The following is a 22294-nucleotide window of genomic DNA, read 5'->3' as shown; positions in this document are numbered from 1 at the left end:
GCCCATCAAATCTTGGCGGATCGGGGCTTGATTGATGTCAACAACTACGAGGTAAGTCAACAATGACTACTTTAGCATTAAGTTTTAACGATGTAAATTTTTCACCTGTTCAACAGAATGGTCAAACTTGGCTAACTGCGAGTGAGTTAGCGGGCGCATTAGGTTATGCAAAATCTGATGCTGTTACTCAGGTGTATGAGCGCAATAAAGATGAGTTTAACTCATCTATGACCTTGACCCTCAAATTGAGTGTCAAGGGTTTTGGTAACGGCAGCTCAGAGAAAGAGACGAGAATTTTCTCACTCCGAGGTGCCCACCTAATTGCCATGTTTTCTAAAACAGCAATAGCTAAACAATTCCGAAAATGGGTTTTAGATATTCTTGATAAGGAAGTCGGCGCACCAGTTGCCAAAACCCATAAATCCGAACGCACACCTTTGCATGATGCACACGCCATGCTAGTTGCTAAAACCAAGCACTTAAACTCAAGTGATGCATGGAAAATCATTAATCAGCGTTTCGGCACAGAACATATTGAAGATATCCCATACGAAGCAATTCCTGTCGCCGTGGAATATGTGCATCACCTAATCGCTTTGTATAGCAATGCAGACAAGATGCAGATTGCAAAACCATGGGAAGATCAAGATGTGCAATTCTTAATGTGGTATGTGCCCAAAATTGCAAAGCTAATAAAAAATGAGTTTTATCCAGCATTGACGTTACTCAGAAGTGAGTATGCAGCGCAAATGATTGGGATGGCTCAAGAGATGGCTTGTCACGCAAACATACTGAACCAAGCGGCTATAAAAAATGGGATGACCACTTATAGTTGTTTGGGTGGGCAGGCAGTTCATACAATGAAATGGTATCTAGAGAAATAAATAAAACCTCCTTCGGGAGGTTTTTTAATGCCTAAATAAAAGTTTGTCTTGTATAACCCCGTTATTACAAGACGAAGTATTTCACAAACCAATTGACACAGATTTATATTTTTTAAAGCGAAGCCGACCATAACAAGTCGGCTTTTTTAATGCCTGTTTGTTTTATTTGCATTCTGCACTCAGGCTCAACACAACTCCAAGGAGTAACACTATGAATGCGAAATTTAATCCAGTAATTAAATTGGTAGAAGTGCAAAAAGGTGAGCCTACAACTACAACCCTGCAAATAGCGCTTGGATTGGGGCTGACACACAAAACAGTTATTCAATTGGTGCGAACATATCTTCCAGATATTCAGGAATTTGGTCGGGTTACTTTTGAGTCAACGAATTCCGCATTTGAAATGGCGAATTCAGAACGTGAGTCAACACGAGGTCGCCACACTCGATATGCAGCACTAAGTGAACAGCAAGCATATTTTTTAATGACTTTGATGCGCAACAGCCCACGCGTAATTGATTTCAAAAAGGCATTGGTAAAAGCCTTCTTTGATGCTCGCGCTCTGTTGCAGACAGATTATTTCTCACTTATCCAGAAACGAGAAGCACTCAATGCAAAATTTGAGTGTGAAAAAGATATCGCAAGTGCTTGTGGGCGCGGTCTTTCTCAGTGGAAAAAGCACAGAGATGTACTGCAAACAGCAATCGCCAATGTGGATCGTCAAATCCAGCCGTGTTTATTTGAGAACTTGAACTAATACCATGCCAATCAGCAAAACCTAAAGGGTCGCATTTCAAATGTGACCCTTTTCTTTTGTGTGGTTGTTTAGAACCAAAGGAATATTCATGTCTGGAAAAAATTTAACTTTTAAGTTGGTGATGGATGCAGACACCAAGGATTATGTATCAAATACCAAGCAAGCCCAAGATGTAACTGTTAAAGTTTTTGATACGATTAAAAGTGAAGCTCAAAAGGTAAAAGTCACTGAGCTTGTGCAGGGCCTGCATGAAGCAACCAAAGAGATTACTGATTTAGGCGATAAGAGCACCATTAGTGGTACGAAGATCCGCGAAATGTCGATGCAAAGTCAGCAAATGGTTGCATCACTCAATGGTGAATTGGTTGAGGCTCAAGCTGAATTAGTTCGCTTATCGCAATCAAAAGCATCACCAACAGATATTAGTAGCGCTATTAACCGAGTGGCGGATCTTAAAAGCTCTATTAAAGATGTTCAGGCAGCGTTTGGCGCATACCAGTCAGTTGCAACCAATGCTATGACTGGGGTGGATAAGGCAACCAGCAACACTATTGCTGAAGTTCAGAAATTCACGAATGTAGACTTATCAAATGTCGTTGGTGAAGCGCAGAATGCTGCCCGAGCCATAGAATCTATGGGAGATGGTGCTACAGCATCAGCTAAGGATGTTGAGCGTATTGAGCAACTTGGGGTTGCGGCAATTGGTTCACTGGAGCGTGAGCTGCTTGCTGCACGTAATGCTTTTGCAGCGCTGGATCAAAGTAGTGAAGCGGTAACACTTGAAGAGATTAAGGCTGCTGGTGATAAGGTTAAGGGGCTTGAGCAGGCGCTAGACTTAACTAAACAAGCATTTTCTGAGTTTGAAAATACAGCATCAGAATCCATGAGATTGGTGGATCATGCCACACAGAAAGTGCTGGATGATGTTTCAAAATTTTCCGATATTGATCTTTCAGGATTTGTGAGTGAGGCACAATCTGCAACTCGTGCAATTGAATCTATGGGGGATAAGGCGGAAATATCCGCTCAGGAAATTGAGAAAATTAGCGAACTCGGATCTATTGCTATCAATGATCTCGAGAAAGAGTTAAATGAGGCAAAATCCGCATGGCAGTCCTTATCAAACACAAGCAAAGGTGTTTCTCTTGATGAACTAAATCATGCTAAAGATAAAGTTGCAGCTTTAGAGCAGGCTTTAGATGTAACTGAAAACTCAATGCAAGAGTTTAAACAGGCAACCCAGCAGACCTCACCTACGATTAATGAGTTAGACCAATCTCTTGATCAAACAAATCAAGAGCTCAGTGAAACAGAAACACTTACTCAGCGCGCATCAAGCGAAATACAGGGGCTAAAAACAGGCTTCAATGCTTTAACTGGTGCTCTTGCGGCTTTGGGTATTGGTACGTCAGCAATGGAAATTGCTCAGACCGCTGACTCGTGGGCTAATTTGAATGCTCGACTAAAAATCGCTGTAGGTGCGCATGGTGATGTAAAGGTCGCACTTAACGAAGTTTTGATGATTGCGAGGGAGACAAACACAGATTTAGTGGCGACGGGAGACCTATACGCTCGATTAACAAAAATCGGGCAGGAAATGTCAATCCCACAGAATCAAGTCCTTCAACTCACAAAGACTATCAATCAGGCAATTCAGGTGAGTGGTGGTAGTGCTGAAAGTGCTGAAGCGGCAGTTTTTCAGCTCCAGCAGAGTCTAAGCTCAGGGCGATTAGCCGGGGAAGAGTTCAATAGTATTGCCGAACAATCACCAAGATTGTTGCAAGCTTTCGCTGAGGGGTTGGGTGTAACAACTGGAAAGCTTCGGATTATGGCTGGTGAGGGCAAGCTTACAACTGAGGTTATAACTAAAGCACTCCTTAGCCAATCAGAGACAATTCAAAAAGAGTTTGATCAATTCCCAACAACCATAGGGAATAGCATCACCAACCTGAAAACTTCATGGATGGAGTTCATAGGTAACTTAGATCAAACACATAATGTAAGTGCTAAAGTTGCTGAATCCTTGGGTTGGATAGCGAAAAACCTAGATACCATCTTTACAACACTCACATTAGCGGCTCAAGCCTTTATTGCGTATAAAGCCCTCAATATTGCAAATACGTTCTTTGATAAGGCGGCTGGAGTGCGTGCAGCTTCGGTGGCAGTCACCCAAGAAACCGCATCGGTTGTTGCTAATACACAGGCTCAACTGGCAAATGCAGCAGCTACCAGAGCGACCACAGCAGCCAAAGCACAATTAGCAACAACTGCAACAGCAACCGTGGCAGCGAATGCCGCAACTGGCTCATCCATAACTGCACTTATAGGGCGATTGGGCTCACTTGGTGTGGCTATCACTGCAGTTGGTGTATTGGTACCAACGGTATTCGAGCCTATTGGTACTTACATAGGTGAGGCGCTTGCTAAGGCTGAAGACCATGTATTCAACAATGGTGAGTTGCTTAAATCGATGCAACTGCTTGAGCAGCAAGAATTATGGGATATTGCAAGAGCCAAAGTCGTAGCTGAGTCTAAAGCGGAAATAGCTGCTGCCGCAGAAAAAGGCCGTGAGAAAGCCTACCAATTAACTGAGCAATCCAAGAAACTTGTTGCAGAGTTTGATGAATTAATCAAAAAGGGCGAGCCAACCAAAGAGGCATTAGAGAAGATATCTAATGCGATGAAGTTTGACTCAACCAAAGGAATTAATGATTCAATAACCGCCCTGATTCTACTTAAAGACCAAGGAAAAATTACTGGTGATGAGTTGCAGGCAAGCTTAAGCAAGGGTCTTGATGGTAAAGACTTATTGGTTTTCCAAACCAATGCAAAAGCCGCTTTTGCTGGTACTGCGCAGGAGGCGACTAAGTCTGCTGCGGTTACTGAAGCGGTTATGAAGGCAGCATTGGAGCGTACAGGTCTAGAGACCCAGCAATTAAAAGGCAGTTTCTCAAGTGCTTTTCAGTCTGCGAGCAATGACGTTCAAATTGTTATTGAGAACTTGAATGCCTATAAGGCACAAGGTATTGATACTGGTTTAGCTTTAGCAACCAATCTGAACAAGGCGATTGATACTGCCCAAACACGGGCGGAATTGGATTATGCCAAAAGTAAGTTGTTGGAACTTGAAAAACAAGGCTTGATAACTGGCGAGCAGGTTGCATTAGGCCTAAGTAAGATTGAGCAAAAGGCAACTCAATTGCCAGAGGCTTTAAATCCAGCAATTGCCGCCTTTGCTGCTCTCGGCATTAAGACCAAAGAGCAGTTAAGTGAAGCAGCAGAAATAGCAAAAAGAAACTTTGATGTAGTCAGTAAAAGTGGTCAAGCAACAGCAGAAGGAATCAAGAAGGCTTACATGGAAATGCTAAATGCAGCGATAGCTACTGGTGATAAGGCTAAGATTGCTCAAGTTCAAGCAAAAGCAGCAAGCCAAGGTCTCCAAGTCCAGATCGATGAGACAGGCAAAGCAGTGGTTCAAACTACATCCGAGTGGGTTAAGTCAAACATTAAGATTGGAGATTCTGCTCGATCAGCGATCAGTGGATACCGTGAACTCGGTGATGCTGCTAGAGAGGAGGCTAAAAGCTCAATCGAAGCATGGAATGAGATGATGGATGCTCGATCCAAAGCAGAGAAGGAGAATAAGACGCAGCGCGTGGGTGCTGACTTTACGACTTATAACGTTTCCGATATTCAATCCAAGTTATCTGGCATGGGTTACGACGAAGCTGAAGCAGCCAAGATTGCCAAGAACATTCTGAATCAAGGTTTAGAGATTGATAAGAATAAGGCAAGGGATGCACGTGCACGCGGTGATGAATACACCGCTAAGGCATTTGAGAAGCTGTTAAACAATGGTCAAACCTCTGCATTCGGTACCAAGAAAGTTGAGGAGCTTTTAGCGCGATATATGGCAGGTCAAGGTTCAGCTAGAACTGGAACCAAGAGTGCCTCGGTCAATGCTCAGGCACCTGAAGTGAATGTGGCGGTACCAACAGCTACGGTTGAGCAGCCGTCTGCCAAGACAGTGACATATAACCTCTCGCTTGGCGGGAAGACAGTCACATTAACAGGCGAGGAATCTACGCAGGTGGATATGAATGCATTTATGACTGAATTGGAGCGAATAGCCAAAGGTATGTAACACATGAAACTAACACGTAAATCAACAAATGAAACCGTCCCATTAGAGGACGGTTTTTTATGGTCGGATGAATTTGACTGGAAGCCGATTGAACAGACACAAGAGCGTGCTGTAGATGGAACTTTGATTATTCAGGAAGGGGCAAAGAAATATGGGCGACCTATTACCTTGCAACCTGCAGCAGATGATATGGGGTGGATCAAGCGATCTACCCTTTCAATCCTGAAGGACTGGTCGGCAGCCCAGGGTGAAGAATTCACTCTAAAGTTTGAATATGCCAGTGATCAACGCGAGTTCAATGTCATTTTTAACCATGCTGAAAATGCGATTGAAGCCAAGCCCGTGAAGGGCATTCCTGCCGCTTCTGAGAATGAATTTTACAGTGTCACTATGCGATTTACGGAGCTAAACGATGCCAATTGAAACCAACAACCTCGTCATTTATAAGTCGCAGCGTTTGACCGACACAGAAGATGGTGGGGGAAAATATTCAGGTCAGATTGTGGTAGATGGGGAGAGCAATAACCTATTCCCAGACATATCAGAGCTAGACCGCACAATGGGCGATGTATCGATGCGTAAGATCTTTCCTGGTCTAACCAATGAAGATGCAGATCCACTTATGGGTGCTACAGCATTCATTTCAGAGAATCCAGCAGATCCAAATGTATCGGCTTTGCTGTTCAGTACAGAATCGTGGACAGATGAACGAGCAGCCGCTCAAAACCGTGTAGAGAATTATTTGGCCAAAGGTGCACAGGCGGTTGGATCGTTACTTGATGAAGCCTACATTGGCATGAAGTCAATTCAAGTGGTCATGGATAAGTCTGAAACTGAAAACAACATTGGTGACTCGATCGTATTGGTTGTGAATGAAGGTACAGCAAATGAAGTCACTCAGTTTCTACGCCTAACTGCAGTTGAAACGCGCATTGGCACGGTCCGAGTGAATAACAGCAATGTTGAGTTCAAGATCGCAACTTATTCATTCAATGACTCACTCAGCCGAGATTTCATTGGTGTGTCCGCGACACAGTGGTACAACAATACCAAGCCAGCAACCATCATTCGGGACACGATTGTGGCTGATAGTGGTCGTTACTATGCCAGTGTGAATCTGGTTGAAGATGTCAATGTGGGTAGCTTTACCGTTAATGCTGAAAGTATCTATGCTCAGCTCATCCCGTCTTCCCAAGTGGAAACCCCATTACTGGACCTGAATGCAGTCAGTGAAAATTCTGCACTGGTTGCAGGCAGTGATGGAACAATCACTGTGCAGTTCACAACAAACGTGAATACAGCACAAAGCCTCTTTCTCGGCTCTAGCGTTATGCCGGGTAGCATGTCGTTTAGCTTGTTCAGTCAATCAATCACGGACAATGGCGGCACACTTCGCACGGCAACGGGTACCCAGGTCGGAACAATAGATTATCAAACGGGTCAAATTGTGTGGACCAATGCAATCGGTACAGGCAATCAGGTATTGAATATTACATTCACGCCTGCAGCAGCACCCAATCAGCCTTTTGAGTCTTATGCTTTACCCGTGACTCAGAACAACCAAGGGACGAACTGGACAGGAGTTTTACTTCCAATTCCTGCACCTGGTGCGCTTTCGATTTCCTATATGGCACAAGGTAAGTTCTACATGTTGAAAGACAATGGCACAGGGCGTTTGGTTGGGGCAAACAGTGTAGTCGGTAGCGGTACAGTCAACTATCAGACAGGCTCATGGCTGTTAACCACAGGCGCTTTACCTGATGTAGGGACACCGATTCTATTGCAATGGGGTTCGCCGATTACCACTTTTGCTCGATCAAATCTTGCTGTATTACCTGCAGCGATTGAATTTGATTTAGGGCAAGAAGGGGTTAAGTCTGGCAGTGTCACTGCCACATGGTTACTTGATGGAGTGACTAAAACCGCAACCAGCAATGCGCAAGGGCAATTTACAGGGGATGCGATCGGAAGCATTAACTATGCCGCAGGTACTGGAAAGTTGATACCGAATAAGCTTCCGCAGAAAGGCACCGTATTTAACTTCGTGTTTGATTATGGTGAACCTGAGTCGCAAGTGGTTACTGACATTGTTCCAGATGCAAATAACAAGTTAGTTTTTACTATTGGTGCAGGTGCAGCCATTCAACCCAACAGTGTTGAACTCGATATTCCATTAACCAATCAGCTTTTGCAGGCGGGTGGTTCGGTCTTGGTGACAGATGTACCAGTAAGTGGAACCTTGGGGAATTTGGTCGATCGACTGGGTAATGTCATGGGTACGATTAACTACACCACAGGTGCTGTGGAGATCACGCCACATTCAACCTACACACGCTACTCGCAAAATTTCAAATCTCAATCTTACTATTTAGCGGGGTAAAAGATGGGCTTCTATTTACCACAGACTGACAAAGTTATTGCGACGCAAGAAACCTATAAAGCCTATGGAACGACTGATATCACTGTGCGTTACCGAGATACTGCAAGTGAAACTGCAGGCTCTAAACAAGTGACGGCATCAAACCTTAAGTTTGATCTTACAAATGGCTTTGATGAACAGATTCTTACTGGCTCAGTACGTTTCAAAGCGGGTGCAGACACCTTTATTGACCGCAGTGGTTTAATTTATCGTAATGTAGATCCGACCACAGGCAGTGCCACACAGAGTGGATCTATTCAATATGGTACAGGTGTTGTCACTGTTGATAGCTGGACACCAGGAGCGGATAACACGCTCACACTCCAATCGCTCACGACTACAACTGATCTTTTGCCCATTCACCATGTCAGTTTTAGAACACCAACGATTCCGATTCGTCCTGGTTCTCTGACCGTTGTAGTAGGTGCAATCAGCGGAGGGCAGCTAACCCTGACTGCGAATGAAGCTGGTCTGATTGAGACAACACAAGCGCATGGCTCGATTAACTATGAAACTGGTTTTGTCGATCTTTATTTTTATACCAAAACCAAGATTACAGAAGCCAATCGCGCGGAAATCGAAGCTGAAGAATGGTATTTGCCTGAACTGGAGTTTATTGAAGGTACGGATCATTATATCAATGTGCCATTCTGGATTGCTGCGGATAGCGTGCGTTTCAATGCAGTGGCATATACATACATTCCATTGGATGCAGATATCCTAGGACTCTCTGCAACGCGCTTGCCACCTGATGGGCGAGTACCCATTTTTCGTGTTGGGGATCTCGGGATTATCAGTGCAACCAAGCTTCAAGAGTTGCCAAGCCATGTTGCAGGGCAAACTTACAACTTGAATGATCAGCGTATTTCGTGGTGCGAGTTGCAGGATGCCCATGGAAGCAAAGTGCCCTTTGATTTATATACGGTGGATTATGATTATGGGCGTGTGACTCTGGGTGGTGATTTTGCCTTGGGTGCTTTGGTTGCTCCAATCTCGGCAAAGCATCGCTATCAGGATATGGGCTTGATTAATGATGTGCAGATTAATGGCCAAGTGACATTTACCAAGCCTTTGACGCATAACTATCAAGCTGAAAATACAGTCGTCGGGTCTGCTTTAGTCATTAATGATATGCAGTCACGCTATACAGCTAAGTTCGTACAGTCTGTGTGGAATAACACATGGGCCGATACAGCCTCAGGCGCAAGTCTTTCTGCGAATTACAATGATGCGCTTTATCCGATTGCAGTCACGAATAAAGGTGCGATTCAGGAACGCTGGGCGATTGTGTTTACCGACTCTACTAACTTCAGAATTATTGGTGAGGATGCGGGTCAAATTGGAACGGGTTCAATTAATGTAGATTGCTCTCCGATCAACCCAGTTACTGGTTCTCCTTATTTCACCATCAAGAAAGAAGGTTGGGGAACGGGGTGGGCATCAGGCAATGTGCTGCGCTTCAATACCAAAGCGGCCACATTCCCAGTCTGGTGCATCCGAACAGTGAAGCAATCCGAGCCGACAACAATCTCGGATCAATTCCAGATCATGTTCCGTGGCGATATCAATCGTAATGTGTAGCAAAAACTAATATCAATTTAGACCGCTTTAAGTGGTCTTTTTTTATGAGTAATCGAAAATGGTCGCAAGTACAGATTATCAATTTATCTGTAGTGAAAACTACAATGCACCAAGCCTAGGTAATGCATGGGGTGTCCTGATTAATGTGCTCGATGGTTGTCTTGTCAACGGTCTAACACTTCCTGCAATTAATAACGTCACCAGTTCAGGTTCTCAGTTGACGATTACATTTACAACCAATCATCAACTGAAGATGTTTCAAGTCCTAAGACTTAGTGGCTTCGTTCCCACGGGTTTAAATGGTGATTTTCGAATTGTCGGGGTTCCAAACGCGGCAGCTGTTGTCATCGAGAGTACTGTAACCACAGTGACAACGATTGGAAATGCGATTCTGAAACCGCTGGGATATGAAAAATCATTTGCAGGCCCCAATAAGGCCGTTTATCGAGATAAAAATGTCAGTGCAGTGTATCGCCCATTTTTAAGAGTGGATAATAGTCTCGATCCAGTTTACTCGGATAGCTATGCGAAATACGCCAAAGTGGGTGTACTTGAGAATTGTGCTGGTATTGATGATCTGTCTTCGACACAGATTCCATTTGATGCCGATAATCCGACTAAAAACTGGGTGGGGACGGGTTCTGGTTCGAGTGCTTATGCGGGGTGGGCTAAATGGTACTATGCTAGGAGTACGGATGCATATACCGCTGGAGCTGACTCTGACTCATCAATCAGTGGTAATCGACCATGGATGATTGTAGGGAATAGCCAAGGGTTCTACTTAGTGAATCCAATGAAACCCTCAGACAGCCATAAGTTACTTTATGGTTTTGGAGTCTACGATCTGATCGATGGGGTTGATGCCACACCGTATTATTTGTTGGCCACTTGGGATTATGCCACTGTCGGAGCAAGTCGAGACTTTTCCGTGGGACAAAATTGTGCGCCATTTTACGGAAATAACTGCCCAGCAATCATATTTAATGGTGTTGGCGTAAACACACAGGTTTCAGTACTTGCTGCACATGGCCTGTATGATTCAGGAACGATCAATACCTATTCTAATAATTTTGCATGTATGCCTTTCACTTTGATTGCAAATTCTTATTTGATGGGGGTGTTACCGTGTTTACGCTACATCAATAAAGCACGCTCTGATGCTGCATATTCAACTGTTGCCTATAGCAACATGATGTATGTAATTGATCTTCAGCTTAACAATAGACGTTACGCATTCAATCTTGGGAGTTTGTGATGGAATACAATCCATATCAGGGATCAAATGCCGAACATTATGCGGGTGGTTCGAATACCTTTGTGTCGATTTCAGGGGTTGTGCTGAAAAAGGGTGTGCCATATCGTGCAATTGTTCATTTATTTAACCCACTTAATAATCAAATCGTCGCTACACAAAGCAATGACATGGGTGCTTACACATTCAAGGGTTTACCTAAAGGGCATCGATTTACAGTTTTTGCACGTGATATTGCACAAGTATTTAATGCGGTAATCCAAGATAATGTGGTGACGAAATGACAGTACAAATATCAAAAAAAGCAGGAATTTTAGCCCTACAAGCCCATGCTGATTTTTTGGATACAGGTAGTGGTTCCGCATATTTCGTGTATTACAGTGACACCAAGCCTGCCAGTACTGAAATTGCAGCAAATCCTGCAAATGCATTATGTGCATTGTCATTGCCTGAGCCTTGCATCAAGCAAGTATTGGTTGATGGGATTGAGCTCTATCCAACTGACACAGCTCTGGCAGCTAAAGCAGGAACTGCTATCTGGGCTCGTTTATACAATGGAGATGACGAACCTTATGCAGATTTCACAATTGGTATCTCAGGCACAGATATTGTTTTAAATAGCGCTGATATTGCACTGGGCTCTCATCAAAAACTCGACAGCATCATTCTGAAACCCTACTGATTTAGAGGTGGTCAATGTCTTACACGCCACCAGACGCGCATAATGTCGTACTTGATTTTGAGCAACCATTCACGCCAGTCGACGGTCATAACGTCGTATTAAATTTTGCTGATGTTGAGCCACAATTAGGTGTTTTACTCGCTACGATCAATACCAATATTCAGGCTGAAATCAGTGGTGGAAATTGGGGGAATATCGATAATCGAGGCGCCTTGCTTGCTGTTATTGATACGTCTATTCAATCCAGTATATCTGGCATCAATGATATTAATCATACACGTGGTATTGAAACTTACTGGGCTGCTGAATACCAGACAGCAATTCCATATTTGACTACACCTGAAATATCATGGTCAAAACCAACCATTAAGGCACATCACAGTGCCTTTTTTTATGACTCAGGATTGACCATCAGTCATTCTACTGAGAGTAACTTTCAGGCAGGCCTTGCACTTAGGGTGGCGGTGCAAAAAGCCTTTGAACAAGGCACAGGGCTAAGCAGTTCAGGTTATTTGTATTGGCAAGAGAATCAAAAGTACTTCATCAATCAGAGCTTGGTTTTTGAAGAATCATTGAAGCTAAGGATTCAACGTTCTACAGAATGGGATGAACTCATTCGCAAACGCAAGCAATTGACATTCAGTCATGAGGTTGCACAGGTTTTCGAACACAAGTTTTTATTTGATTGGGATAAAGGTTTAGAACTCGTTACTCAAAACTCTATTCCTTGGGAAAAGGCTCGGCCCACTTATTACCGCAAACATGCGGTTGAGCCTTGGCCAGAAGCTGAAATCCCTGAATACGTTGGTAATACGGATCTGGTTTTCAATTGTCTCTGCACAGATGTGGACTCACATAACGTCATTCTGAATTTTGGCGTAGACGACTGTATTCCTACATTTGAATCAAAACCATGGTGGTATATCGTGAATGAAATTAGCGTAACGCGCCTTGATAATGGGCAAAAGATTCATGTATTAAATGGGAACTACCGCACCGATCGACAGAGTTGGTGCTGGTCCTATACTTTAGCGATTCCTGCGTTTGAATTGTCAAAACTAGATCCAGTTGCAGGACAGCCTGTCATTTTAAAAATCGTGGTGAATGGCTTCGAGCATTTGATGCTACTGGAGAGTCGCACCCGATCACGGCAGTTTGCCCAAGAAACCTATACATTAACGGGGCGTAGTCCATCAGCTTTACTGGATTCACCATCTTCACCACCTCGGGCTTTCCTTCAGGAGAATGAGCGTACGTCTGTACAACTGGTTCAAGCTGAGATTGATCGATCAGCTTATCCTGATTTGGGTCTGAATTGGCAATTGATCGATGCATTAGGTTGGATTGTTCCAACGGAGAGCTTCAGTTACTCAGGATTGACGCCGATCAAAGCCATTCAGGAAATTACAGCTGCAGGTGGAGGATTTGTATATAGCGAGGCAGATAGTCAGGCGATAACCATCAAGCCACTTTATAAGAAAACCTTCTGGGATTCGATGAACACGAATGACTACGACATTCTGTTGCCAGAATCAATTGTCACTGAGTTATCTACTGATTATGACACCTATCCTGACTATAACGGCATTAGCCTTACCAATGATAAGACTGGGCAAACAGGACTAGTAAAGCGCACTGGCAGCAGTGGTGACATCTTGCTAGAAACGGTTAACAACAATCTGTTTACATCTGCATCAGTAATGGGTGCTTATGCTAAGTCAGCATTAGCCAGGGCAGGAATGGTAGAGATGCATACTTTTACCATGCCTTTAACTCAAAAAATCGGGCTGTGTAAACCAGCAGATATTTTGGCATTCAATGCAGAGTGGTGGGGAGTTGTAGATTCAGTGAGTTGCTCATTCACCTATAGCAAAGTCACACAGATCGTTACCGTGGAGCGAGTTAATCATGAGTAATGCATATAAGCGCTTATTGGATCTCATTCCCAGGGAATCTGAATTTGTAGGTACTGTTCAGATGGCTGATCATCCGAATTATAAAGTGTTGGTGATCGATGGATCAGGTTTGGTGGCTTGTACTGCTACCACGGTATTTCAAATAGGGAGTCGAGTCTTTGTGAAAGGGCAATTAATTGTAAGGAGTGCACCGATTGGTGAAGTCATGAATATTGAAGTTTAAGTGAGAACAAGTGAGTGCCGCGTTAAGCGGTTTTTTTATGTCAAAAATTTGGGGAATTATATGGAGCCTGTCTCTACAAGTGGTTTTGCTGCTTTTTTAAAATTTTATGGTGCTGCAGTAGTAATTACTTTAGCAATCGCACTTGTTGCAACTGTTGTCATCATGATGCGTCTACCTCGCTCACCACAGGAATGGGCTGTGGGTTTGATCTGTACGGTTATTTCTAGCTTAACTGGAGGTGCTTTCATCATCGTTAAATGGGGATTGCATGAGTGGGTTACAGATGTATGGGGAATGATTGCATTGGGTGGCTTCTTTTTTGTCTGCGGTTTACCTGGCTGGGCCATTGTGCGGTGGACCTTCAACTTCATAAACAGGCAGGAAGGGAAAACCATTATTGAAGTAGTGAAAGAACTTAAACAAACTAAAGATGATTTAAGTAATTAATGCAAAACAAATCAATGCCGCCTTAGGGCGGTTTTTTTATTGCCTATAGGAAAGTGAAATGAACTTTAAAAACCTGCAAAAAACTTTAGGTGTAGTGGTAGACGGAAATATCGGTCGAAGCACATTAACAGCACTATTTAAAAAACTTGGTGCTAATCAGAGTTGGGCTGAAGAGCTTGCATTGGCGTCGAATGTACACTTTAAAGACTATGCAATCTTATATAACGAGCTGCGTTTTGCTCATTTTATTGCACAACTTGCACATGAGTCTGGAAATTTCAAATATATGCAGGAAATTGCATCTGGAGCAGCTTATGAGGGGCGAAAGGATCTAGGCAATGTCATGGCAGGGGATGGTGTTCGCTTTAAAGGGCGTGGACCAATTCAGCTAACAGGACGGGCAAACTATAAAAAGTACGGGCAAGCACTTGGTATTGATTTTGAGTCACATCCTGAACTTGTTGCTACGCCAAGTATCGGATTACTTGTTGCTTGCAAGTTCTGGACAAGTAACGCCTTGAATGAGCTCGCTGATAAAGATGACGTGCTTTCTATCACCAAAAAGATTAATGGTGGCACAAATGGTTTGAATGACCGAAAAGCTAATTTAACGAAAATTAAAGGCTGGATGTCATGACTTATATCATTCTAGCGGCAAAGTTTTGGCGAGAATGCATCATCGTATTTCTCGCTTTTTTGTTACTGATCTGCCTGATGTTGTTGAACAGCAAAACTGGCCAGCTTAAAGAAGCCGATTCCAAGTGCTTCGTCAAAATCCAAGAGATCGAACAAAAGCACCTAAAAGCCTTGGCAGCCAAGCAAGATCAAATCAATAAAGTGAGCTCAGATTATGAAGCCGAAAAATCCAACCAACGCGTTAAAGTCGAGCAAGTTACGCGTACAGTGCAAAAGATCATTGATCGTCCTGTGTATCAGCAGCATTGTTTTGATGATGATGGGGTGTCAGCAATCAACTCACTTATCGCCAACGATTCCAGCGAACCTCCTTGAACCTTGTGCAGATTTACAAAAGTTAGAGTCTGGGCGGGGTAAAGTGGCTTTGGTTTGGTCTATTGATGTGGTTTCAAAATACAATGACTGTAAAGCTAAGCACGGTGCTATTGTGCAAGCCCTCTCTTGAGGGCTAACTTTTCACCCCACTCAAAACCACATAATTATTCTTCAAACCAAGCGACCAACCAGATTCTTTATAGAATGGCTCACCATTTTTGATAGTGTGTTCAGTATAAACATTTTTACTTTTGTGCCATGGTGTCTGTCATATCTCTGGCGATTGCAACGCTTCCTTGCACATGACCATCATTATCCTTAACTAATGAAAAACTCATTTGTACGTAGAGCCTTTTCTCTGCATTTTTGTGAATTGCTCGAGTCAAGGTTGGTTTTCCAGAAAGCCTAAGATTTCCATTTTCTACGGCTAGATTAAAGCCATGCCAATGAGCCTTTCGAGCACGCTCCGGAATGATTAGATCAAGACTTTGCCCGAGTGCCTCAACTTTAGAGAATCCAAATAATTGACTAGCGGCATTATTCCAGCGCTGGATGTTGCCATCTTTGTCGGCATAAATTACCGCATCACTAGTTTGCTCTAAAATAAGTTCGCCAAGTTCATTGTTGTTCATCATGTGATTCCTTCTGATACAAAATTTTATTACTTAATAGTTGTTTTACATTCGATTGATATAGGGGGATAAGAAAAGTAGGTTTCGTTTTATCCTCAATTATAGATTTGCCCAATAACATTAAGTTGCCTATGTAACAATTTAGATGTATTTAAAATACACTTTATAAGATTTTTTTAAATACTTCTATGATCTAGCATTCCATTCTCTTAGAGGTTAGTACAACGAACTGACTTTCTGTACAGAAAGGCCCGCTATATTTGATCGGGTGCTCAATGGTGAAGTAGAGCCAGTCTTTCATTCTCACTCCTTCCAACTATCAACAATGTCAGCCCAGTCTTGGAGCATTTTTCTACGATCATCCAACCATTTTGCATGATTGTATGTCGCCCTTGTTTTATTTTCCTCAACATGCGCTAACTGCTTATTGATCCAATCAGGCTTATAACCTTTCTCATTCAACAAAGTGGAAGCGGTCGCCCTAAAATCATGTGTGGTGACTTCCGGCAACCCAATAAAAACTAATGCTCTGTTTAGTGTTGTTCTTGCCAACATCTCATCATTTTTAAATGGCGCTGAAAAAACATAAGTCTCATTTTGAGAAATTTCATACTGCTCTTTAAGTAAGGCACACAACTGATCCGACATTGGAACTAAATGAATATGGTTCTTTTTGTTGCTGCGCTCCTGTTTGCGTCGTCTCGATGCCTTAGGAAACTCAATCACTTTTTCATTAAAGTCCACAAAGGACCATTGCATGCGTCTAATTTCAGATGCACGTAACATAGAATACATCATAGCTAGGCAGGCATTTCTGACCGTTGTTGTGCCACCGTACAACTCTAGGCGCGTTCTTAGCTTGATACGTTCATCTTTCTCTAATGGTCGTGCATGCTCAATTTCAGGTGCTTCTATGGCGCTTCTAACAGCGTATGTGGGGTCATTATCTGCTCTAAGGGTAACAATGGCATATTTCATTACCAGGCTGACAAATCTGCGGTTCTGATTGGCTGCTGCCTCACCTGTGCCGTAATGACTAAGCTTCTTCACCCTAACCATAGTGTCTTTCATAATAGTGAGCACGTCGGAGGAATTGACATCCTTTACAGGCTTATGGCCAATAACCTTGTAAATATCCTTTCGCATTGATCGCTTGAACTGCTCTATGTAGTCCTCACTTTTATATTTCATCTGTTCCAAAGCGTATTCTTCAGCTACAGCCTTAAAAGTATTGGTCGTGGCAGTAACAGCCTCGATCTTCTTTTTCTTCTTGTCGTCTACAGGGTTGATGTCATCCTTCAACAGTGCTTTGGATTCATCTTTCTTTTTACGAGCCTCGGCAAGTGAAACGATAGGGTATTCACCAAAACTTACGGTTCCTTCTTTGCCATTCAGGGTGTATTTAAAGCGCCATATCTTCTTGCCAGAGGGTCTTACTTCAATGTATAACCTTTCTGCATCAAGCACTCTGTACATTTTTTCTTTAGGCTTTAAAGATTTTATCTTGGTATCTGAGAGCATTAAGTTACCCGTTCAATTAAATAAGTTACCCGCCACAGTACCCGTTTTTTTGACAGATTAGTGCGAACCAATACAGACTAAAATAGATTAAAGAAATAGATAAATAAAGGGGTGTAAAGGATTTTTTAGACTAATATAGATTCAAGTAGATTGTAGTGAATATTTTTATTGCCAATGATGATGGTGTTTTTGCGCCAGGGATACAAGCTTTAGCACATGCGTTAAAACCATTAGGTCGTGTGGTGATTGTGGCACCTGAAAGTGAACGAAGTGGTTTTTCCAGTGCTTTAACTTTAGATCGACCGCTGCGACCAATCTCAATTGCGCCAGATGTTTGGGCGGTGAATGGCACACCCGCAGATTGTGTGTATCTCTCCATGAATGGACTCTTCGACTTTGAATTTGATTTGGTGGTCAGTGGCATTAATAGCGGTGCCAACCTTGGTGATGACGTGCTGTATTCAGGAACAGTTGGTGCAGCATTTGAAGGGCGTTTAATGAAACAGCCTGCAATCGCAGTTTCTTTAGCAGGAAGCAATGTACGTGGTTATGAGCATCCAGAAGATTATGCAGTTGCGGCACAATGGGTACACGACTTCATTCAGGCAGGTTTGCCAGAGTTACCACCGCGTCATATTTTGAATATTAATATTCCTGATGTTGCTGAGCTGCAAGGTCAGAAAATTACCTATCAAGGTCGCCGCTATCAATCCAAACCGATTACTAGTCATGTCGATCCACGTGGTCGCCAAGTATATTGGATTGGTTTGTCGGGAGAGGCGGTGGCTGAACCAAAACAAGGAATTGCGGGGATTGAGTCAGATTTCTTTGCTGTTGCAAATGGTTTTGTCAGTATTACACCCATTCAAATGGATGCGACCAATTATGAAATTTTACAGAACTTACATGAACAGTATCGCTAAAGCATCAAAAGTCTTGTAAATGTTGTAACTTTGTGAAAAAGTCCGTGAATGCGGATTTTTTCAAAATATTTTTGCTACTCTTACGCGCATGAAAACCAATAACGACATATATAGAGAGGAAGATAAATGCCTGCGATGTCGCAAAATCGGATCTTTGCTACGCCAACAGCATTGTTGAAAACCCTAGTCATCTCAACAGCTATTGTTACCACTGTTATTTTAAGTGGATGTGCATCCAAACCTCAAATTAATAATCCGACCCGTTACGCGACGGCTCCCGACTATTATACTGTACGCTCTGGCGATACCTTGAGTGGAATTGCGGCACGTTACGGACTAAGTTATGTCAGCATTGCTGATATGAATGATATTGCACCGCCGTATCGTATTTATGTAGGACAGTCACTTAAGTTGAAAGGCTCGGGTAATAGCCGTCGTACTACAACGACACAGGCAGTTACACAAACTGCTCCGATTCAACGTCAGGCAATTACTTTACCAACCACGCCAGCAGTCACGACAACACCTTCGACCAGCTCTGTACCTGTAACTCCAACGCCAGTAACTTCTTTACGTTGGGTTAAACCATCGAATGGCGCAGTCATTGAAAACTTCAATTTAGCCAATAATGTGAAAGGTATTCGTTATAGTGGTAATGTGGGTGATCCAGTGTATGCCGCAGCAAATGGTCAAGTGGTCTATGCTGCTGATGGGCTGAAAGAATATGGTAATTTAATCTTAGTTAAGCATATTGATGGTTATATTACGGCTTATGCACATAACAGTAAGATGATTGTGAAAAGCGGAGAAAATGTAACGGCTGGTCAAAAAATTGCAGAGATGGGTTCATCTGGTGCAAGCCGTACCATGCTTGAGTTTCAGGTACGTTTAAATGGTAAGCCAATCAATCCGACTAATGTTTTACCAATAAATTAAATTAAGATCATTACAACTTTAAAATTTCACCGTATAATCCAATGAGTTGCTTTTATCGAAAGGTAGGAGCATCTCATAAGTTTAGAGGGAAATTTATGTTAGATCAACTACGAGCAATGGGAGTGTTTGCTTGTGTTGTGGAAAAATGTTCGTTTAGCGGAGCCGCACGAGAGTTAGGAATTACTACAAGTGCTGTAAGCCAACAGATTCGTTCTTTAGAACACGAGATGGAAGTGATCCTTCTACATCGTTCGACACGGAAATTGAGTTTGACTGAAGCTGGACAAGCTTTTTTTCATAGCTGCCAAGAGATGCTAGCTGCTGCAGAGCGTGGGAAGATTCGTATTAACGAATTACGTGATGACCTAGTTGGGGAGTTGCGTATTGCGACAACTCCAGAGTTAGGTGCAAATCACGTTATTCCTGCATTATCACATTGGATGTCGGCCCATCGAGGTTTAGCTGTTCATTTGGAAGCGGACAATCATTATATTGATTTGATTGAAGGTCGAATTGATATTGCGTTACGTATGAGTCCGAAAATTGAAGATCAAAGTTTACATGCGGTTCCACTGGCCCGCGTTGAACAAGTGTTAGTTGCTTCACCAAGTTATTTAAATCAGACGGCACCAATTTCGCGTCCTGAAGATCTAAAGAATCATGATCTGATTCCCGTTAACTTAATGAAAAACTATGAAAGTTTTGCTTTCCAACATGGCATGTCTGGTGAATCTGTGAGTATTGAAATGAACTCGCGTTTGACCACCAATAACGTGTTGGTTGCCAAGTCTTTATGTCTACAAGGACATGGAATTTCTCGAATTTTATATCTTGATGTTCAAAAAGATTTAGTCAATGGTGCATTGGTAGAAGTATTACCAGAGTGGAAATTACCTAATTTCTATTTATATGCAATTACATCGAAACGTGAACAACAGCCGATGAAAATTCACCGCTGTTTAGATGCATTGAAACAATATTTTTGCCAATTACCCGGTGGCAGAATTTATCAAGAAGCTTCATAAAAAGCTGAAGTAAAAAAGCCGCTATACGCGGCTTTTTTTGTTACGCGATGTAATATGTATTACATCGCTTTGTGCTTAAGCAAGGTAAGCTTGAATCATAGTGACTAGACGTTGAATCAATTGATCTGCTTGCTCTTGAGTAATGTTTAACGGTGGTAATAAACGAACTACTGAACCCGCAGTTACATTAATAATTAACTGATGCTGATCACGTGCAATATGAACTAATTCTGCACATGGTTTAGGTAATTCGATACCAATCATCAAACCAAAACCACGCACAGCTACTTTTTGATCAGAAAGCTGTTGTGCTAATTGTTGCACAATGTAGCTGCCCATATTTGCGGCATTTTCAATTAAGTTTTCTTTCTCGATCACATCGATAACCGTGTAAACCACACGCGAACCTAGAGCTGTACCGCTATAAGTTGAACCGTGGTTTCCAGCAGTGAGCACACCTACACCACGACCTTGGGTCATCACAGCACCAATCGGGAAGCCATTCCCCAGACCTTTAGCTGTGGTAAGTACGTCTGGCACAATATTGGTGTGTTGATAAGCAAAATATTTACCTGTACGACCATTACCGGTTTGAACTTCATCAAGCATCATTAACCAATTGTGTTGATTACAGATGCGACGAATATCTTCTAAATAACTAAAGCCTTGCGGTGCAGTATTTACACCACCTTCACCTTGAATCGGTTCAACCAGAATAGCCACGATATCTGGATGTTGAATTGCAGCTTCTTCAATGGCTTCTACGTCACCAAAAGGTACGCGAATAAAACCTTCAACCAAAGGTCCAAAGCCTTCTTGGACTTTCTTATTGCCTGTAGCAGATAAAGTCGCTAAGGTACGCCCATGAAATGAATGATCTGCGACAATAATTTTAGGCGTTGCAATACCTTGTAAGTGTCCGAATTTACGCGCAATTTTGATTGCACCTTCATTCGATTCTGCGCCACTGTTCGAGAAGAATACTTCTTCCATGCCTGCAACTTGTGCAAGTTTTTGTGCAGCAGCAGTTTGCCAAGGGACTTCAAATAAGTTGCTGGTATGAATAAGCGTACCCGCTTGTTCTGCAATAGCTTGGGTCACTTCAGGATGCGAGTGTCCTAAACCACAAACTGCAATCCCTGTTAAAGCATCTAAATATTCAGTTCCATCCGCAGTGTATAAATACGCTCCTCGGCCTCGGACAAAGCTGATCGGCTGACGGCCAAACACAGGCATCAAATGAGATGGTTGATCAGTTTGTATAGGGGCTTGAGTAAAGGTATTCATAACTAACTCGTATTTGAAAAGAAATAATTGACTTCACTAGCATCGGTTTACCGAAAGTAGGGGATGTTAGTGGATTGATTTTACAATTCTGGACAGAACTGAAAAACAAACCCTATATAAGCAAAATCTCATCTAGAATTAAAGCCTGAATGTAAATAAAACTGGAAATATTGCTTTAAGCATACTGTTTTGTTGTGTTTTGGGTATAATGCAAGGCAGATTAGTTGAGGATTCATCAATGACTGAACAAACACGCGATACAGAAGCGTTAATTCGTGACCAGATTGCTAAACACGCAGTTCTTCTTTATATGAAAGGCACTCCGCAATTTCCACAGTGTGGTTTTTCTGCTCGTGCTGTAGAAGCACTCAGTCAAATTGGTCGTCCGTTTGCTTACGTTAATATTCTAGAAAATCCAGATATTCGTGCAACATTACCGCGTATTGCGAACTGGCCGACATTCCCACAATTGTGGATTAACGGTGAGTTGATCGGTGGTAGCGATATCATGCTTGATATGTTCCAAAAAGGTGAATTAAAGCCTTTAGTTGAACAATACAGTCCAGCACCAGAAGCATAATTTGTTTCTGCTGTAGGTAAAAAAAGCCAACATCAAGTTGGCTTTTTTTATGCTTGAAAATTAAAGCTGATATT

General features: G+C 42.6%; 21 protein-coding genes. 18 read left to right on the top strand and 3 right to left on the bottom strand.

Features of this window, described 5'->3' with window-relative positions; all coding sequences use genetic code 11:
- Window positions 1-62: 62 nt before the first annotated feature.
- The 14 genes from I593_RS06365 (at window position 63) to I593_RS06300 (ending at window position 15316) form a co-directional block, all read left to right on the top strand.
- Window positions 63-884 (top strand): BRO-N domain-containing protein, encoded by an 822-nt coding sequence (locus tag I593_RS06365; protein ID WP_016166751.1) that lies wholly within the window; start codon window positions 63-65, stop codon window positions 882-884.
- Between the two features lie 211 nt (window positions 885-1095).
- Window positions 1096-1641, top strand: coding sequence for a Rha family transcriptional regulator (locus tag I593_RS06360; RefSeq protein ID WP_016166750.1), 546 nt, complete (start codon window positions 1096-1098; stop codon window positions 1639-1641).
- Between the two features lie 88 nt (window positions 1642-1729).
- Entirely contained in the window at window positions 1730-5785 is a 4056-nt protein-coding gene (locus I593_RS06355; protein ID WP_016166749.1) for a tape measure protein, read from the top strand.
- Between the two features lie 3 nt (window positions 5786-5788).
- The gene (locus I593_RS06350; protein WP_016166748.1) at window positions 5789-6208 is read left to right on the top strand and encodes a hypothetical protein; all 420 of its coding nucleotides are present in this window, start codon (window positions 5789-5791) and stop codon (window positions 6206-6208) included.
- A complete protein-coding gene (locus I593_RS06345; protein ID WP_016166747.1) occupies window positions 6198-8165 on the top strand; it encodes a hypothetical protein in 1968 nt (655 codons plus the stop codon). Before I593_RS06350 ends, I593_RS06345 begins: the two co-directional genes overlap by 11 nt.
- Window positions 8166-8168: 3 nt before the next feature.
- Window positions 8169-9785 carry a hypothetical protein gene (locus I593_RS06340; RefSeq protein ID WP_016166746.1) on the top strand — a complete coding sequence of 539 codons (1617 nt, stop codon included), beginning with the start codon at window positions 8169-8171 and terminating at the stop codon, window positions 9783-9785.
- A gap of 58 nt (window positions 9786-9843) precedes the next feature.
- Window positions 9844-11040, top strand: coding sequence for a hypothetical protein (locus tag I593_RS06335; RefSeq protein WP_016166745.1), 1197 nt, complete (start codon window positions 9844-9846; stop codon window positions 11038-11040).
- Window positions 11040-11321, top strand: coding sequence for a carboxypeptidase regulatory-like domain-containing protein (locus tag I593_RS06330; protein WP_016166744.1), 282 nt, complete (start codon window positions 11040-11042; stop codon window positions 11319-11321). Before I593_RS06335 ends, I593_RS06330 begins: the two co-directional genes overlap by 1 nt.
- The gene (locus tag I593_RS06325; RefSeq protein ID WP_016166743.1) at window positions 11318-11719 is read left to right on the top strand and encodes a hypothetical protein; all 402 of its coding nucleotides are present in this window, start codon (window positions 11318-11320) and stop codon (window positions 11717-11719) included. The genes I593_RS06330 and I593_RS06325 overlap by 4 nt, the downstream gene beginning before the upstream one ends.
- A 14-nt stretch (window positions 11720-11733) precedes the next feature.
- Window positions 11734-13635 (top strand): hypothetical protein, encoded by a 1902-nt coding sequence (locus I593_RS06320; RefSeq protein WP_016166742.1) that lies wholly within the window; start codon window positions 11734-11736, stop codon window positions 13633-13635.
- Window positions 13628-13858: a hypothetical protein gene (locus I593_RS06315; protein ID WP_016166741.1), complete on the top strand. Its 231-nt coding sequence runs from the start codon at window positions 13628-13630 to the stop codon at window positions 13856-13858. Before I593_RS06320 ends, I593_RS06315 begins: the two co-directional genes overlap by 8 nt.
- A 60-nt stretch (window positions 13859-13918) precedes the next feature.
- A complete protein-coding gene (locus tag I593_RS06310) occupies window positions 13919-14305 on the top strand; it encodes a hypothetical protein (RefSeq protein ID WP_016166740.1) in 387 nt (128 codons plus the stop codon).
- A 58-nt stretch (window positions 14306-14363) separates the two neighbouring features.
- Window positions 14364-14942 (top strand): glycoside hydrolase family 19 protein, encoded by a 579-nt coding sequence (locus tag I593_RS06305; RefSeq protein ID WP_016166739.1) that lies wholly within the window; start codon window positions 14364-14366, stop codon window positions 14940-14942.
- Window positions 14939-15316, top strand: a complete 378-nt coding sequence (locus I593_RS06300; RefSeq protein WP_016166738.1) for a hypothetical protein — start codon at window positions 14939-14941, stop codon at window positions 15314-15316. Before I593_RS06305 ends, I593_RS06300 begins: the two co-directional genes overlap by 4 nt.
- Window positions 15317-15561: 245 nt before the next feature.
- On the opposite strand, the gene I593_RS06295 is transcribed toward I593_RS06300, so the two are convergent.
- Window positions 15562-15951, bottom strand: a complete 390-nt coding sequence (locus tag I593_RS06295) for a PAS domain-containing protein (RefSeq protein WP_016166736.1) — start codon at window positions 15949-15951, stop codon at window positions 15562-15564.
- Window positions 15952-16251: 300 nt separating this feature from the next.
- On the bottom strand, window positions 16252-17469 hold the full coding sequence (locus tag I593_RS06290; RefSeq protein ID WP_016166734.1) for a tyrosine-type recombinase/integrase: 1218 nt from the start codon (window positions 17467-17469) through the stop codon (window positions 16252-16254).
- A 155-nt stretch (window positions 17470-17624) separates the two neighbouring features.
- On the opposite strand from I593_RS06290, the gene surE reads away from it, so the two are divergent.
- The 3 genes from surE (at window position 17625) to I593_RS06275 (ending at window position 20353) form a co-directional block, all read left to right on the top strand.
- Window positions 17625-18392 carry a 5'/3'-nucleotidase SurE gene (surE, locus tag I593_RS06285; protein WP_016166733.1) on the top strand — a complete coding sequence of 256 codons (768 nt, stop codon included), beginning with the start codon at window positions 17625-17627 and terminating at the stop codon, window positions 18390-18392.
- Between the two features lie 126 nt (window positions 18393-18518).
- Complete coding sequence (locus I593_RS06280) at window positions 18519-19328, top strand: peptidoglycan DD-metalloendopeptidase family protein (protein ID WP_016166732.1); 810 nt, start codon at window positions 18519-18521, stop codon at window positions 19326-19328.
- A 95-nt stretch (window positions 19329-19423) separates the two neighbouring features.
- Entirely contained in the window at window positions 19424-20353 is a 930-nt protein-coding gene (locus I593_RS06275; RefSeq protein ID WP_016166731.1) for a LysR family transcriptional regulator, read from the top strand.
- Between the two features lie 75 nt (window positions 20354-20428).
- Here the strand turns inward: I593_RS06275 and I593_RS06270 are convergent, their stop codons facing one another.
- Complete coding sequence (locus I593_RS06270) at window positions 20429-21640, bottom strand: aspartate aminotransferase family protein (RefSeq protein ID WP_016166730.1); 1212 nt, start codon at window positions 21638-21640, stop codon at window positions 20429-20431.
- A 238-nt stretch (window positions 21641-21878) separates the two neighbouring features.
- Between I593_RS06270 and grxD the strand changes: the two genes are divergently transcribed.
- Window positions 21879-22220: a Grx4 family monothiol glutaredoxin gene (gene grxD / locus I593_RS06265; protein WP_016166729.1), complete on the top strand. Its 342-nt coding sequence runs from the start codon at window positions 21879-21881 to the stop codon at window positions 22218-22220.
- Window positions 22221-22294 lie beyond the last annotated feature (74 nt).

Origin of the sequence: Acinetobacter tandoii DSM 14970 = CIP 107469, from assembly GCF_000400735.1 — a bacterium.
GTDB classification, from domain to species: domain Bacteria; phylum Pseudomonadota; class Gammaproteobacteria; order Pseudomonadales; family Moraxellaceae; genus Acinetobacter; species Acinetobacter tandoii.
The sequence above is the reverse complement of the archived record's forward strand: the minus strand, read 5'-3'. Positions and strand labels throughout refer to the sequence as shown.

Bases quoted from the DNA above. Each gene is read 5' to 3' on its own strand.
- I593_RS06365 (WP_016166751.1), top strand. From the start codon at position 63: ATGACTACTTTAGCATTAAGTTTTAACGATGTAAATTTTTCACCTGTT.
- I593_RS06360 (WP_016166750.1), top strand. From the start codon at position 1,096: ATGAATGCGAAATTTAATCCAGTAATTAAATTGGTAGAAGTGCAAAAA.
- I593_RS06355 (WP_016166749.1), top strand. From the start codon at position 1,730: ATGTCTGGAAAAAATTTAACTTTTAAGTTGGTGATGGATGCAGACACC.
- I593_RS06350 (WP_016166748.1), top strand. From the start codon at position 5,789: ATGAAACTAACACGTAAATCAACAAATGAAACCGTCCCATTAGAGGAC.
- I593_RS06345 (WP_016166747.1), top strand. From the start codon at position 6,198: ATGCCAATTGAAACCAACAACCTCGTCATTTATAAGTCGCAGCGTTTG.
- I593_RS06340 (WP_016166746.1), top strand. From the start codon at position 8,169: ATGGGCTTCTATTTACCACAGACTGACAAAGTTATTGCGACGCAAGAA.
- I593_RS06335 (WP_016166745.1), top strand. From the start codon at position 9,844: ATGGTCGCAAGTACAGATTATCAATTTATCTGTAGTGAAAACTACAAT.
- I593_RS06330 (WP_016166744.1), top strand. From the start codon at position 11,040: ATGGAATACAATCCATATCAGGGATCAAATGCCGAACATTATGCGGGT.
- I593_RS06325 (WP_016166743.1), top strand. From the start codon at position 11,318: ATGACAGTACAAATATCAAAAAAAGCAGGAATTTTAGCCCTACAAGCC.
- I593_RS06320 (WP_016166742.1), top strand. From the start codon at position 11,734: ATGTCTTACACGCCACCAGACGCGCATAATGTCGTACTTGATTTTGAG.
- I593_RS06315 (WP_016166741.1), top strand. From the start codon at position 13,628: ATGAGTAATGCATATAAGCGCTTATTGGATCTCATTCCCAGGGAATCT.
- I593_RS06310 (WP_016166740.1), top strand. From the start codon at position 13,919: ATGGAGCCTGTCTCTACAAGTGGTTTTGCTGCTTTTTTAAAATTTTAT.
- I593_RS06305 (WP_016166739.1), top strand. From the start codon at position 14,364: ATGAACTTTAAAAACCTGCAAAAAACTTTAGGTGTAGTGGTAGACGGA.
- I593_RS06300 (WP_016166738.1), top strand. From the start codon at position 14,939: ATGACTTATATCATTCTAGCGGCAAAGTTTTGGCGAGAATGCATCATC.
- I593_RS06295 (WP_016166736.1), bottom strand. From the start codon at position 15,951: ATGATGAACAACAATGAACTTGGCGAACTTATTTTAGAGCAAACTAGT.
- I593_RS06290 (WP_016166734.1), bottom strand. From the start codon at position 17,469: ATGCTCTCAGATACCAAGATAAAATCTTTAAAGCCTAAAGAAAAAATG.
- I593_RS06280 (WP_016166732.1), top strand. From the start codon at position 18,519: ATGCCTGCGATGTCGCAAAATCGGATCTTTGCTACGCCAACAGCATTG.
- I593_RS06275 (WP_016166731.1), top strand. From the start codon at position 19,424: ATGTTAGATCAACTACGAGCAATGGGAGTGTTTGCTTGTGTTGTGGAA.
- I593_RS06270 (WP_016166730.1), bottom strand. From the start codon at position 21,640: ATGAATACCTTTACTCAAGCCCCTATACAAACTGATCAACCATCTCAT.
- grxD (WP_016166729.1), top strand. From the start codon at position 21,879: ATGACTGAACAAACACGCGATACAGAAGCGTTAATTCGTGACCAGATT.